This is a genomic window from Micromonospora jinlongensis (assembly GCF_013410645.1).
GTDB classification, from domain to species: domain Bacteria; phylum Actinomycetota; class Actinomycetes; order Mycobacteriales; family Micromonosporaceae; genus Micromonospora; species Micromonospora zamorensis.
Genome location: NZ_JACCHK010000001.1, coordinates 1,570,270 through 1,583,153 on the forward strand (window position 1 = coordinate 1,570,270; position 12,884 = coordinate 1,583,153).

Here is a 12,884-nt window from a genome sequence, read left to right on the forward strand (position 1 = left end):
AAGGGCCAGTCGCCGTCGCCGCTTCGATCTCGGGAGACGCACTCACGCCGCACACCGGTGCGACGGACACGGTTACTTCTTGGTGAAGGTCCCGCGAGGGACCCGCGGTTCGAGCCCGCAACACCGTGTCCAATCTGATCTCTGGTGTGCGGCGTTACCACCTTCCCCGCTCGCAAGATCGTAAATCCGTTGCCCCGCTGCCGCCGCCGTCGCTACGGTCGTGCCCGCACTTCCCGGTGCGCAGATGACGGTTGCCTCTGAGGGGTTCAGACCCCGGTGCAGGACCGTCCGTCATCGACCTGGACCTCGGCACGCGCGACCACACCGCAAACCCTGTGCGCTGGCAGCGGCCATGGGTGGCGTATTCGAGCTGATTGACGTGGGGGACGTCATGGCCAAGTTCAACATCAAGCTGCGCAAGGGCCGTCGGCAGCCGATGGCCGCCCAGGGCGCGCCCGGCTTCGCCCGTGAGCCGCGCGTCGAGCTGTTCCTGCTCGGTGTCTCCGCCATGGTCGGCGAGGACACCTTCTACGAGGGCGCTGCGGGCCGGGACGCTCGCTTCCGGGACCTGGTCGCGACCGTCGCCGTCGCCGATCCGGACTGGTTCGCTCGCTTCGTACCGTGGCTTCGGTCCGGCGCCATGATGCGCTCGGCGGCCGTGGTGGCGGCTGTCGAGGGCGCTCGCGCCCAGGTCGCCGCACAGATTCCTGGTTCGCGGACGGTCGTGGATGCCGCGTTGCAGCGTGCGGACGAGCCCGCGGAGGCTCTGGCGTACTGGCTGGCTCGCCATGGCCGGAAGCTCCCCAAGCCGGTGAAGCGGGGCATCGCCGACGCGGCGGTCCGGCTGTACACCGAGCGGAGTCTGCTGAAGTACGACTCCGTCGGCGGCACCGTGCGCTTCGGCGACGTCATCGACCTGACCCATCCCACAGCGAAGGACGACCGGCAGGGCGACCTGTTCCGGTACGCGCTGGACCGGCGGCACCGGCGGGACAATCCGTTGCCGGCGTCGCTCCGGATGGTGGCGGCACGAGATGCGCTCATGGCGCTGCCCGTCGAGCAGCGCCGGGAGGTCACCGATCCGGCGGTGCTGGGCGCGGCCGGCATGACGTGGGAGGCCCTGGCCGGCTGGCGACAGAGCGCGATGGACGCCTCGGCGTGGGAGTCCGTCATCCCGACCATGGGTTACCTGGCGTTGCTGCGCAACCTGCGCAACTTCGACCAGGCCGGGGTCAGCGACACCGTGGCGGAGACGGTTGCGGCCAAGCTCTCCGATCCAGCACAGGTCGCCGCCTCCCGGGTGCTGCCGATGCGCTTCCTGTCGGCGTACAACGCCGCACCGAGTCTGCGGTGGGCGTACCCGCTGGAGAAGGCCCTGCAGCATGCCCTGGCCAACGTGCCTGCTCTGGACCGACGGACGCTCATCCTCATCGACACGTCAGGGTCGATGCAGAGTCCGTTCAGCAAGGACGGCACGTTGCTCTGCTGGGACGCCGCGACGGTGTTCGGCCTTGCGCTGGCCGCCCGGGCGCGAACGGCCACTGTGGTGTCGTTCTCCCATGACAGCCGGGTGTTTCCGTCGGTGGCGGGCGAGTCGGTGCTCGCGGGGGTACGGCGGTTCAAGGACGACGGCTACTTCTTCGGCATGGGCACCGACACCGAGAAGGCGGTACGGCAGCACTACGACCGGCACGACCGGGTCGTCATCCTCACCGACGAGCAGGCCCACTGGCACAACGCTTCGGACGTCGCCGCAGCGGTGCCCGCCGAGGTTCCGGTGTACACCTGGAACCTCGCCGGTTACCGGATCGGGCACACGCCGACCGTGGCGAACCGGCACACCTTCGGCGGGTTGTCCGACGCCGCGTTCGCGATGATCCCGCTCATCGAGGCCGGCAGTCACGAGCGGTGGCCCTTCTGACGCCGGCTACCGCCGCTTCGGGTCGCGATGCGGCGGTGGCCGGCGCGACCCGCCGCCGGACACGCAGTACACGTCGCCGGAGTTCGCGTCGTGCGGCAGTGCGGCCAGGTGCGTGGTCATGTCGGTCGCGGAGACCCAGCGTTGGAACGTCATCGACTTGTCGTCGCCCAACGCCACGTCGAAACCGTCGAAGCCGAGCGCGGTCAGCCGATCGAGACACCGGTGGGCGACCGGGCGCGCGATCGTGGTGAACTCGAACGAGAGCGCCGGCAGCGGGCGGGTCAGCCCGGCCAGCACCTCGTCCTCGAAACCCTCCACGTCGATCTTCGCGAACGTCGGCACGCCATACTCGGCGATGAGCGCGTCGACGGTGACCACCGGGACCTCGATGTCGGCGTCCCACACCTCGCCCTCCCACCCGCCCGCGCCCTCCGCCGCCCGCACGAAGTCGGGCGAGGCGGTGGACACCGTGGGATTGGCGGAGTTGACGTGGAACCGGGTGCTACCGGGGGTCGCCCCGCAGACCGCTTCGACGAGCGTCACCTGGTCGTCGTCGGCGTAGATGGCCCGCAGGGCGCGGAGGCACAGCGGCTGCGGCTCCACGGCGACCACCCGCGCCCCGAGGCGACGGAAGCTGGCGATGTGGTCGCCCACGTGCGAGCCGACGTCGAAGACGAGGTCGCCCTCGGCGACGAACCGGGAGTAGAAGGCGTCCATCCGCGCGTCGCGCTCGGCGTCGCCGTAGTAGACGTCCAGCGATCGGTGTAGGAGGGACATCGCAGGGTCGGTCCTGAGCGCGGCGATCCTGGTGTCGGTGGCAGCCGTCATCTGTCTGAGTCCAGTCCGTGAGGTTGGCCGGGCTTACGGCCCGAAGGCGGTCAGGAAGCGGTCCCGGAAGGTGTCCATCCGCCAGACCGGTGCCTGCGGACCGGGCTTGAGCCCGTCCTGCCAGCCCCACCCGGAGATCCGGTCCAGGACGGCCCGGTCCCGGGTGATGATCGTGATCGGGACGTCGTGGCTGGCGTTCTCGCCGGTGACGACCGCGGCGGGCTGATGGTCGCCGAGGAAGATGAACACCAGGTCATCGTCGCCGTAGGTCTGCACGTAGGAGATGAGCGCGTTCAACGTGTACTCGATGGAGTGCCGGTAGTCCGCGCGGATCTGTTCGGTGTTGCGTCGCTTGTCGTCGGACTCCTTGGCGGTCCCCTTGAAGATCGCCCCGTTGCCGATGGCGGCCCAGTCGACCAGGTCCGGGACGGGCGTCCACGGCGCGTGGCTCGACACCAGCGCGAGTTCCGTCATCGTCGGGTTGCCGTCGCGCGTCGCCTGCTCCAGGCGCCGCCAACTGGCGAGGGTGTACTGGTCGGGCATGGTGCCGAAGCTGAACTTCGGTCCCCGGTACGCGAGCTTCCTGGCGTCGTAGAACCGGTCGTAGCCGAAGAAGGAGCCTTCCGGCCACGGTTTGCTGACGGCGGGCATCACGCCCACGGTCTGCCAGCTCGCCCGGCGGAAGGCGCCGTTGAGGGTCATCCGGTCACTCGCCAGCAGGGTGCGGTGCCGCTGGTCGTTGTCCACCCAGAGGCCGGAGAGCAGCGTGTCGTGGGCGAGCCAGCTACCGCCGCCGAACGTCGGTGAGGTGAGGAAGCCGCTCTGCGCGGCGAACCCCGCCGCGTTCAGCCGGCTGGTCCCGCCGTCGAGGACCGCACCGACCTGTGGGGCGAACTCCGGGTCCTCGACGGCATCGCGGCCATAGCTCTCCACGAAGGAGATGACCACGTTCTTGCCGCGCAGCGCGGTGAGCAGTTGGTCGCCGGAAGTCTGCGCGAACCGGTCGTCGTCGAGCAGCGCGGCGAACTTCTCCCGGTCGTCGAGTCGCAGGCGCACCTGGAAGCCGTGGCCGTTGGTGAGCGTGGTCGCGGACGTGTCGGCGACCGTCACGCCTTCGACCAGCCGCACGTTGAACGCGGCGCAGACCACCCAGACGACCACCAGCGCCGCCACGGTCCGGGTGGTCCCGGCGCGGTGCCGGATCACCAGCCCGCGCAGTCGGCGCATCGACAGCGTGACCAGGGTGGGCAGGCCCACCGCCACCACCGCCAGCGCGATCGCCACGCCGATGGCGGCGGGCCGACCGTACGACTCGCTGAGGAACGCGAAACCCTCGTCGAGCAGCGCCCAGTCGAGCACCGGGTCGAAGGCCCGACTGAGCGATGCGGTGAACCCCAGGTCGAACAGCTTGAGCAGGCCGAGCAGGCCGAGGGCCACGCCGGCGAGGGTGGCGACGAACCGGCTCGCGCGCGGCGGCAGGGCGAGCAGGAGGGCGACGGCGAGCAGCGCCTCCAAAGGGATCCGCACGAACGCGCCGGGGCTGAACCGGCCGAAGTCGTACGGCAGGGTGAGCACGAGCAGCACCAGCAGCACGGCCAGCAGGGTGACCAGTCGGGCCACGATGGAGCGGCTCGGCCGACCCTCGGGTGCGGTGCCGTCGGTGTCGGTGCCGTCGGTGTCGTCCGACAGTTCGCCCCTCATCGCCCTCCGTCCCTGGCTCGGCAGCTGACGTACGCGCGTCAAGAGCGACAACCCGGGCATCCTTCCATGATCTTCGTTGGGTGCGGCATCCGGGCGGTTCAGACGCGGGCGGTCCCGCGTCGGGCCACGGCGACCGGCCGGTGCTCCGGCCAGGGCCGCACATCCGTCCTGCCGTGGCCCAGACCGGCCAGGCCCGCGCCCGCGCTCGGGGCGCTGTGGCTCGGCTGGTTGCCCGCGTGGGCCATCGCGTTCGACCCGTGTGCGACGCCCGCCAGTTGGTCGACCGCGTCGTGGACGAGAGCGCGGCGAAGGTGACGGGTCGTCCACAGCCATCTGACGTCCCGCCCGAACGACTCGACCAGCAGCGCCAGTGACGCCACCAGGACGACTGTGGTCAGCGGACCGGGCAACGCGTCACCCATCGCCACCGTCAGCACCACGCCCTGGACCGCGGCGACGACCTTGCGCCAGTAGCGCGGCGGCAGCGAGCCGCGCATCCAGTCCAGCACCCAGCTCGCGGCGACGAAGACGTACCGCATCGCGCCGATCGCGAGCACCCAGGCACCCGTCGAGGGGGTCACGTACAGGCAGAGCACCAGGACCAGGAAGGAGTCGATCTCCATGTCGAAGCGTGCACCGAGCTCGCTGGACGTCCCGGTGCGGCGGGCCGTGTATCCGTCCACCGCGTCGAGGGCCAGCGCCACGCTGGTGAGGACGACCATCAGCGTGACCGGTGCCGGCCGGGTGAACGAGTCCGCGGCCAGGGCCGTCACGCCGCCGACGAGGATCGCCCGGCTCAGGGTCACCCGGTCGGCCGGGCTCAGATCAGGAGCGCCCGCGCGGGACATCCCCCGGCTGAGCAGGGCGCACAGGACCACTCCGTAGACCAGCCCGGCCGTCCACCCGACAGGGCCGAGGCCGACCGTCTGCGCGAGCACCGCCAGCACACCGATCTGCGCGAGCAGTCCGATGACCGGACCCGTTCGAACCGTTGACATCGCGCCTCCGTGACTCCAGTGGGGTGACCCTGACCGTCATCACGGAAAACATGACCGATCGGTTCATTCTGAACGAGCCTCACCATGTATACGGAGGGACGTGCCCCGCCGGATGCGGATTAGTCGTCGCAGTGAGTGCAGCCGTCGCAGCCGACGACGCCCCGGACGCGACGACGGGTGTTCAGGTCAGGTCACGTCGGCCGCGGACGTGCCGAGGGCGTGGAGCGTGGCGGTGGTCACCGGGTCGGCCGGGAAGAACGCCTCGACGGCCAGCCCGGAGACGGTGACGTCCAGCGGAGTGCCGAAGAGGGTGGTCGTGCTGACGAAGGACAGCTCCCGGTCACCGTGGCGGTACCGAAGTGGGATGACGACATGGGACAGGTCGTCGCCCTCCGGTGCCGCGACATCGTCACCGCCGGGATAGCCACGAAGCTCCTCGAGCAGGTCGGACAGGGCGGCGTCGTTGGTTGCCAGGGTCTGCTGGCGCAACCGTCCAAGCAGGTGGCCCCGCCACTGGGAGAGGTTGACGATTCGCGGGGCCATACCGCCGGGGTGCAGGGTGAGCCGCAGCACGTTGATCGGCGGGGCAAGTAGGTGGGGGTCGGCGCCGGCAGTGAACAGGGCCACTGCGGGGTTGGCCTCGACGAGGTGCCAATGTCGGTCGACGAGCGCTGCGGGGTACGGGCTGTGTCCGTCGAGGATCTGCCGTATCGCTGCCCGCAGCGGGGCCAGTTCCGGGTCGGTCAGCTGGTGGCTGGGGTAGGCGGGGGCGTATCCGCCGGCGAGCAGCATGGTGTTGCGTTCTGCCAGCGGAATGTCGAGCTGCTCCGCCAGCCGCAGGATCAGTTCCGGGCTCGGCCGGGATCGCCCGGTCTCCACGAAGCTCAGATGACGGGCCGACACCCCCGCCTCGATCGACAGGTCGAGTTGACTCATTCCGCGAGTTCGGCGCCACTCGCGCAGGAGTTCCCCCAGCGGTCGCCCCGGCCTGACCATGGTCGTCACACCCCGACCCTAGTGACCCCGCCTGTGTACGCCGCTTTACCTGCCACGTAATCGACAACTCGTACCGGCGCTCGCGATCATCGAATGCGGGCGACGACCCGACCGAAGACGAATGGAGAGTCATGACCGCGTACGCGCTTGCTCATCTGCGTAAGGCACCCCTGCATGCCGAGGTGCTGGAATACCTGGAGCGTATCCAGGCCACCCTCCTGCCCTTCGGTGGCCGGTTCATCGTCCACGGTGCGCCCGTCGAGGTGCTGGAGGGCGACTGGCCGGGCGACCTGGTCGTCATCGAGTTTCCGGACCTGAGCGGGGCACGCTCCTGGTACCGCTCCAGCGCGTACCAGGAGATCAAGCCCTTGCGGACGAGGCACCTCGCGGGCGAGGTGATCCTCGTCGAGGGAGTTGACGCCGACCACGACTCGTCGGCGATGGCTGCCGCGATCCGCCGGGCCGGTGGTCACTGACGACGGGGTCAGGACCTCGGCAGGGTGAGCACCTCGACGCCGTCCTCGGTGATGGCGATCGTGTGCTCGCTGTGCGCCGTCCGGCAGCCGGTCACGCTGCGCAGGGTCCAGCCGTCCGGGTCGGTGACGAGCGTGGCGGTGTCCGCCATGACCCACGGCTCCAGGGCCAGCAGCAGACCGGGGCGCAGGCGGTAGCCGCGGCCGGGCCGTCCGGTGTTGGACACGTGCGGGTCCTGGTGCATCGTCGAGCCGACGCCGTGGCCACCGAACTCGGTGTTGATCGAGTATCCCGCCGCGCCGAGGACCGAGCCGATGGCGTGGGAGATGTCACCGACGCGGACGCCGGGACCGGCGGCGGCGATGCCGGCGCTCAACGCGCGTTGGGTGGCGTCGATCAGCGCGACGCTCTCCGGCGGTTGGGCCTCGCCCACGATGAAGCTGATGGCGGAGTCGGCGACGACTCCGCCCAGGGAGACGGCGAGGTCGAGCGAGAGCAGGTCGCCGTCGGCGAGGGTGTAGTCGTGCGGCAGCCCGTGCAGCACGGCATCGTTGACCGAGGTGCAGATGTAGTGGCCGAACGGGCCGCGCCCGAAGGACGGCTCATAGTCGACGTAGCAGGACTGCGCACCGGCTTCGATGATCATGCTTTGCGCCCACGCGTCGATCTCCAGCAGGTTCGTGCCGACCACGCTGCGGCCCTTCAACGTCTGCAGGATGCCGGCTACCAGCGCGCCGGTGTCCCGGGCGCGCGGCAGGTCGGTGGGGCTCAGGATCTCGATCATGCGGGGCCTTCCTCACACCAATAAGTATCCCGGCCATATTATCCCGGTACTAGAATCGGGTCATGGTCAGGTTGCCGCTCACTCCTGCCGAGGTCGAACGCGGACAGCGCCTCGGCGCCCTCCTGCGTCGAGCCCGCGGGGAGCGCTCGATGCTCCTCACCGCGCTGGACGCGGGTGTCTCACCGGAGACGCTCCGGAAGATCGAGTCCGGTCGCATAGCAACTCCCGCCTTCCCGACCATCGCCGCGATCGCCGACGTCCTCGGCCTCTCCCTGGACGCGGTGTGGTCGGAGATCAACCACACCGACGAGGGGGCCGGGCTGTCAGGACCACGTCGTGACACGGTCGAGCGACTGGCCTCGTAAGGGCCGACTCCGTCGCGCCTCCCCCGACATGCCGTGCAGCACAAGGAGCTGGTCCCGGTCGATGAACGACCGGGACCAGCGGGTGACGCGTTCAGGAGGCCGCGATGCCCTCCATGCCGATGCCGTCGGTGAACTTCGGCAGACCCTCGACGGTGGTGACGAGCTTCAGCGAGCCGTCCTCGTGCACCTCGTAGCCCTGCACGTTGCCGGCGGTGGCATTCTGCACGTACAGGAAGCCGTCGCTGGTGGTCATGTCGATCGACCCGCCGCCGGTGTCCGCGGCGACGGCCTCGACGAGTTCGAGCTTGCCGTGGTCGTTGACCCGGTAGGAGCTGATGGTGGAGGTGCCGGCGTTGGCGACGTAGAAGTAGTCGCCGACGCGCTGGATCCAGCACGTCGCCTGCTGGCCGTTGGGCACCGACGGCCCGATCTGGTCCAGCGCGCCGTCCTCCTCCAGCTCGAACCGGCTGACCGCGTTCGCCCCGGACTCGGTGACCAGCAGCGTGTCGTCAGTGTCGAAGGTGAAGCCGAACGGGGTGTTGCCCGCGTCGCTGATGACCGGGTTGCGGGCCAACTCGCCGTGGCGACCGATCTCGTAGCTGAACATGACGTTGGCGGCCTTGGTCGACACCAGGACGAACTCGCTGTCCGGGTCGATCTTGACCTGTGCGGGCGCGGTGCCGAACGCGGGCGGGTTGCCGTTGTGCAGCCCGAGTGAGCGGTTGGCGTCCTCGATCCGGGACAGACGTCCCTTGTGCAGCTCGAAGCCCTGCACCGACCCCTCGCCACCGGCGTTGAGCACGTAGACCAGGTCGCCCCGGGCCGCGATGCTGACGGGCAGCAGACCTCCGGACCAGATGACCTGGAGCTTGTGCAGCTTGGTGCCCTCGACGCCGAAGACGGTGACCGTGTTGCTGCCGGCGTTGACGGTGAAGAGCAGCCCCTTGTGGTAGGTCAGAGACCCCTGCGAGGCCAGCGCGTCCAACGGCGCGCCGATGGTGAACCCGCCCAGGCCGCCGGTCTCGTACTCCCCCGCCTTGGTGAGACGGCCGTCCTCGTCGCGGTCGTACACCTTGACGGTGTTGCCCTCGGCCTTGTTGGTCTGGACGAAGACCGCGCCCTCCTCGCCGTACTGGTGATCACCTCCCTTGCGGTCGTCGTGGTACCCGGGGCCACCGCCGTCGGCGAAGGCGGTCCCGGGGATCGAACCGACGCTGGTCAGACCCGCCAGGAGGGCTGCCGCGAGCGCGATGCTGAGCTTCATCACTGACTCCTTATGCACCCGAAGGGAGGAATACGAGTTTTCCTCTCCTTCGAAGCAATCGGAGAAGCTACGGGAGATTGCCTCGCTTACCCTAAAGCGGTAATTTTGCGCCTTTCCGTCGAATGAGGGGACCGCTGGGCGACTGTGCCGTATGACGAAACGGCTCGTCCCGGCAGGAACCCGGCGGCAGACTGCGGCCTGACCACGTGGCCTCCTACCCAGGGGGGAGGTCCCGCTCCGACCGGCGGCCGCGACCGGGGCCAGCGGTCGGACGCGACCGGCGGGCACGACCGCGACCATCTACAGACATGACTATCGACCTGCGCCGGGCGGCACGCTGGCACCGCCCACTGATGTTCTTCGTGTACGCGATGGCGGTGCTCGCCGTCGTCTGCGCGGTCGGCGTTCTCGTCGACCCACGCGTCCTGGTCGGCGCGCCGATCTGGCTCAAACCGTTCAAGTTCGCGGTGTCCTTCGTGCTGTACGGCGCGACTCTCGCCTGGATGCTCACCCTGCTGCCGCGACGCAGTCGAGCCGCCGAGTGGGCCGCCACAGTCATCGTCGCGATGTCGCTGGTCGAGATGGTGGTGATCGTCGGTCAGGTGGTACGTGGGCAGACCAGCCACTTCAACGGCACCTCCGCCCTGAACAGCGCACTGTTCTCGGTGATGGGCGCGGCGATCATGGTGCTGTTCCTCGCGCACCTCGTGGTCGGCATCGTGGTGCTCATCCGGCGGATCCCGGACCGGGCCGCCGCGACGGCCGTCGGGTGGGGGCTCGGCCTGTCGCTGCTCGGCATGCTCGCGGCGGTGCCGATGGTGCTCCCCATGCAGGAGCCGGGAATCGACGGTATCTCCGGGGCGCACAGCGTCGGCGTGGTCGACGGTGGGGCGGGTCTGCCGGTTGTCGGCTGGAGCACCACGGGCGGTGACCTGCGGATCGGGCACTTCGTGGGGCTGCACGCCCTGCAGGCCCTGCCGATCCTGGCGATCCTGCTGAGCCGGTTCGCCACGCGCTTGGACGAGCGCACCCGTGCCCGGTTGCTGGTCGTGGCGGGCGCGGCGTACGGCGTCCTCACTGTGCTGTTGACCTGGCAGGCGCTGCGCGGGCAGCCGCTGCTGCGGCCGGACGGCCTCACCCTCGCCGCGGTCGCTGCCCTGGTGGTCGCGACCGCGACCACCGGCGGGCTCGTGCTGGCGCGCCGTCGCCGACCGGAACTGGCGCTGGCGGCATGACCGAGGCGTTGTTCTCCCTGACCTTCGCGGTGGCCGCGCCGTTCTGGGCGCTGATGATCCTGCTGCCGCGCTGGTCGTGGACGGCCCGGATCATCGGCTCGCCGCTGATCGTGCTGCCGGTCGTGTTGATCTACGCGCTGCTGGTGCTGTCGACCTTCGGTGACGTGCTGCCGGCGGTGGCGTCGCCGACCCTGACCGGAGTTCGCGACCTGCTCGGCACGTCCGCCGGGGCGGCGGCGGGTTGGGCGCACATGATCGCGTTCGACCTGTTCGTCGGGCGGTGGGCGTGGTTGGACGGCAGGGAACGGGGGGTGCCGGCGCTGGTGATGGCTCCGGTGCTGCTGCTGACCATCCTGCTCGGACCGCTCGGCTTGGCCGCCTACCTCGCGGTCCGGACCCGGTGGCGGCGACCGACGATCGCCGCCACCGGCCCGCAGCGCCTAGGCTGACCGTCGTGAGCTGGCTGGGGCGACTGTTCGACCTGCGGGACACGCTCGTGCGGATGATGCTGCTCGACCTCACCGGGCTGTGCTACCTGCTTGTCGTCCCGCACTCCACCGGCACGCCCACGACGACACAGTGGATTCTCGCGGTGCCGGCGTTCACAGTGGCGCTGGCGGCGCACCGCCGACCGGTCGTCAACATGGTGGCGCAGGCCGCCCTGCTGGCGGTCGCCATCAGCCTGATCGACGACTTCACCATCAACCAGGTCGGCGCCAGTTGGGCGTTGTTCGAGATGACCATGCGGGCGCGCGGCTCCCGGGCCATCTGGCTGGCCGCGGCGCTGCTGGTGGTGGTGGACCTGACCGACTCGATCGGCGACCCGCCACGCCGGTTCGCCTCCGGAGTCGTCGGGCTCGCCGTGGAGGTCGGCGTGCCGGTGCTGCTCGGCCTCGTCATCCGCGCCAACCGGGAACTGAGTCGGCAGGCGTTGGAACGGGCCCTTGCCGAGCAACGCCAGCACGAGTCGGAGAGCCGCGCGGCACGCGCCGACGAGCGCAGTGCCATCGCCCGCGAGCTGCACGACGTCGTCGCGCACCACGTGGCGTCGATGGTCCTGCGGGTCGGTGTCGCCCGGCACGTGCTCACCGACCTGGACCCCCGGGTGGGCGAGGTCTTCGACGACGTGCACGGCACCGGCACCGCGGCCCTCGCCGAGCTGCGCCGGCTGGTCGCGGTGCTGCGAAACCCCGACGGGGTACGCGGCGATGCGGCGCTGACCGCGATCGAGCCCGCCGCGCTGCCGGCGGCGCTCGGCGCCTCCATCGACCGGGCCCGGCAGGCGGGTGTGACTGTGGAGGCCGATCTCGACCCGGCGATCGGTTCACTCGACGCGGTACGCGGTATGGCGGTGCTGCGACTGACCCAGGAGGCGCTGACCAACGTGGCCAAACACGCCGGGACGTCAGCGGTGGCGCGGCTCGTCGTCGCCGTTCGCGACGGCGCGGTGCACTGGGAGGTCGCCGACACCGGGCGCGGCGGGGTGCCGGCGGTTGTGCCGGCCGGCGGCGGGCACGGCATCACCGGGATGCGCGAGCGTGTCGAGGTCCTCGGCGGCCGGCTGGAGACGGGCCCGACCGACACCGGGTGGCGGGTGCGTACCGTCCTCCCGGCCGCGGCGGCCGCGTCCGCCGGGGCGGTGCCCCGCGAGCGTACGGCTCCGGCCGCGTCCCGCACGCCGGAGCCGGCGTGATCCGGGTGCTGCTGGTCGACGACCAGCACCTCATCCGGGCCGGGTTGCGGATGCTCTGTGCGGCCCAACCCGACATCGAGGTCGTCGGGGAGGCAGACAACGGCCGGGAGGCGGTCGCGCTCGCCGCCCGGTTCCTTCCCGACGTCGTCGTGATGGACCTGCGCATGCCGGGCGTCGACGGGATCACCGCGACCAGCCGGATCCTCGCCGAGCGCCCCGCCGCCCGCATCCTGGTGCTGACCACGTTCGGCGACGACGACCACCTCTATCCCGCCCTGACCGCGGGCGCCTGCGGGTTCCTGCTCAAGGACGCGCCCCCGACCGAGCTGCTGGACGGCATCCGCCGGGCCGCCGTCGGTGACAGCCCGTTCAGCCCGGAGGTGCTGCGACGTCTCGTGCAGCGCGCGGTGCACGCCCGTCCTGAGACACCACGGTCGGTGCAGGGCCTGACCGCCCGCGAGCAGGAGGTGCTGAACCTGGTCGCCGACGGCCTGTCGAACACCGAGATCGGGGACCGCCTCCACATCGGCGTCACCACGGTCAAGACCCACATCACCAGCCTGATGACCAAGACCGACAGTCCCAACCGGGTCCGTCTGGCCCTGTTCGCCCGGGGCGTCTGACG

The 12,884-nt window shown here is 70.3% G+C and carries 12 protein-coding genes and 1 pseudogene; 7 read left to right on the top strand and 6 right to left on the bottom strand.

All coding sequences use genetic code 11. The features are described 5' to 3' along the window. The first annotated feature begins 352 nt into the window (after nucleotides 1–352). Nucleotides 353–1,921: a TROVE domain-containing protein gene (locus tag HNR22_RS06645; RefSeq protein WP_218906219.1), complete on the top strand. Its 1,569-nt coding sequence runs from the start codon at nucleotides 353–355 to the stop codon at nucleotides 1,919–1,921. A gap of 6 nt (nucleotides 1,922–1,927) precedes the next feature. Here the strand turns inward: HNR22_RS06645 and HNR22_RS06650 are convergent, their stop codons facing one another. The 4 genes and pseudogenes from HNR22_RS06650 to HNR22_RS06665 all read right to left on the bottom strand — a co-directional run bounded on the left by HNR22_RS06650 (nucleotide 1,928) and on the right by HNR22_RS06665 (nucleotide 6,444). Continuing rightward, on the bottom strand, nucleotides 1,928–2,749 hold the full coding sequence (locus HNR22_RS06650; protein ID WP_179779573.1) for an FkbM family methyltransferase: 822 nt from the start codon (nucleotides 2,747–2,749) through the stop codon (nucleotides 1,928–1,930). Between the two features lie 33 nt (nucleotides 2,750–2,782). Continuing rightward, the gene (locus tag HNR22_RS06655; RefSeq protein ID WP_246380702.1) at nucleotides 2,783–4,450 is read right to left on the bottom strand and encodes a sulfatase-like hydrolase/transferase; all 1,668 of its coding nucleotides are present in this window, start codon (nucleotides 4,448–4,450) and stop codon (nucleotides 2,783–2,785) included. Nucleotides 4,451–4,755: 305 nt separating this feature from the next. Next, nucleotides 4,756–5,448 (bottom strand): annotated as a pseudogene (locus HNR22_RS06660) (CDP-alcohol phosphatidyltransferase family protein); the annotation flags it as partial. A gap of 186 nt (nucleotides 5,449–5,634) precedes the next feature. Continuing rightward, nucleotides 5,635–6,444 carry a helix-turn-helix domain-containing protein gene (locus tag HNR22_RS06665; protein WP_179783440.1) on the bottom strand — a complete coding sequence of 270 codons (810 nt, stop codon included), beginning with the start codon at nucleotides 6,442–6,444 and terminating at the stop codon, nucleotides 5,635–5,637. Between the two features lie 131 nt (nucleotides 6,445–6,575). Between HNR22_RS06665 and HNR22_RS06670 the strand changes: the two genes are divergently transcribed. Further along, nucleotides 6,576–6,920 (top strand): DUF1330 domain-containing protein, encoded by a 345-nt coding sequence (locus HNR22_RS06670; protein ID WP_179779576.1) that lies wholly within the window; start codon nucleotides 6,576–6,578, stop codon nucleotides 6,918–6,920. An 8-nt stretch (nucleotides 6,921–6,928) separates the two neighbouring features. On the opposite strand, the gene map is transcribed toward HNR22_RS06670, so the two are convergent. Beyond that, nucleotides 6,929–7,702, bottom strand: coding sequence for a type I methionyl aminopeptidase (gene map, locus HNR22_RS06675; RefSeq protein WP_179779577.1), 774 nt, complete (start codon nucleotides 7,700–7,702; stop codon nucleotides 6,929–6,931). Nucleotides 7,703–7,764: 62 nt separating this feature from the next. Between map and HNR22_RS06680 the strand changes: the two genes are divergently transcribed. After that, nucleotides 7,765–8,067 (top strand): helix-turn-helix transcriptional regulator, encoded by a 303-nt coding sequence (locus HNR22_RS06680; protein WP_179779578.1) that lies wholly within the window; start codon nucleotides 7,765–7,767, stop codon nucleotides 8,065–8,067. 91 nt (nucleotides 8,068–8,158) lie between these two features. Here HNR22_RS06680 and HNR22_RS06685 read toward each other — a convergent pair whose 3' ends face one another. After that, nucleotides 8,159–9,331, bottom strand: coding sequence for a lactonase family protein (locus HNR22_RS06685; RefSeq protein ID WP_179779579.1), 1,173 nt, complete (start codon nucleotides 9,329–9,331; stop codon nucleotides 8,159–8,161). Nucleotides 9,332–9,639: 308 nt separating this feature from the next. Here HNR22_RS06685 and HNR22_RS06690 point away from each other — a divergent pair, with 308 nt between their 5' ends. From HNR22_RS06690 to HNR22_RS06705, 4 genes are read left to right on the top strand one after another with little or no spacing between them, the layout of a single operon-like run. Further along, complete coding sequence (locus tag HNR22_RS06690) at nucleotides 9,640–10,566, top strand: hypothetical protein (RefSeq protein ID WP_179779580.1); 927 nt, start codon at nucleotides 9,640–9,642, stop codon at nucleotides 10,564–10,566. Then, entirely contained in the window at nucleotides 10,563–11,015 is a 453-nt protein-coding gene (locus HNR22_RS06695) for an ABA4-like family protein (RefSeq protein WP_179779581.1), read from the top strand. The genes HNR22_RS06690 and HNR22_RS06695 overlap by 4 nt, the downstream gene beginning before the upstream one ends. Before the next feature lie 5 nt (nucleotides 11,016–11,020). Beyond that, nucleotides 11,021–12,259, top strand: coding sequence for a histidine kinase (locus tag HNR22_RS06700; protein ID WP_179779582.1), 1,239 nt, complete (start codon nucleotides 11,021–11,023; stop codon nucleotides 12,257–12,259). Beyond that, complete coding sequence (locus HNR22_RS06705; RefSeq protein ID WP_179779583.1) at nucleotides 12,256–12,882, top strand: response regulator; 627 nt, start codon at nucleotides 12,256–12,258, stop codon at nucleotides 12,880–12,882. Before HNR22_RS06700 ends, HNR22_RS06705 begins: the two co-directional genes overlap by 4 nt. Nucleotides 12,883–12,884: the final 2 nt, after the last annotated feature.

Excerpts from the sequence above, each read along its gene's own strand:
- HNR22_RS06670 (WP_179779576.1), top strand. The coding sequence starts at position 6,576 with ATGACCGCGTACGCGCTTGCTCATCTGCGTAAGGCACCCCTGCATGCC.
- HNR22_RS06645 (WP_218906219.1), top strand. The coding sequence starts at position 353 with ATGGGTGGCGTATTCGAGCTGATTGACGTGGGGGACGTCATGGCCAAG.
- HNR22_RS06665 (WP_179783440.1), bottom strand. The coding sequence starts at position 6,444 with ATGGTCAGGCCGGGGCGACCGCTGGGGGAACTCCTGCGCGAGTGGCGC.
- HNR22_RS06655 (WP_246380702.1), bottom strand. The coding sequence starts at position 4,450 with ATGAGGGGCGAACTGTCGGACGACACCGACGGCACCGACACCGACGGC.
- HNR22_RS06685 (WP_179779579.1), bottom strand. The coding sequence starts at position 9,331 with ATGAAGCTCAGCATCGCGCTCGCGGCAGCCCTCCTGGCGGGTCTGACC.
- HNR22_RS06690 (WP_179779580.1), top strand. The coding sequence starts at position 9,640 with ATGACTATCGACCTGCGCCGGGCGGCACGCTGGCACCGCCCACTGATG.
- map (WP_179779577.1), bottom strand. The coding sequence starts at position 7,702 with ATGATCGAGATCCTGAGCCCCACCGACCTGCCGCGCGCCCGGGACACC.
- HNR22_RS06650 (WP_179779573.1), bottom strand. The coding sequence starts at position 2,749 with ATGACGGCTGCCACCGACACCAGGATCGCCGCGCTCAGGACCGACCCT.
- HNR22_RS06695 (WP_179779581.1), top strand. The coding sequence starts at position 10,563 with ATGACCGAGGCGTTGTTCTCCCTGACCTTCGCGGTGGCCGCGCCGTTC.
- HNR22_RS06680 (WP_179779578.1), top strand. The coding sequence starts at position 7,765 with ATGGTCAGGTTGCCGCTCACTCCTGCCGAGGTCGAACGCGGACAGCGC.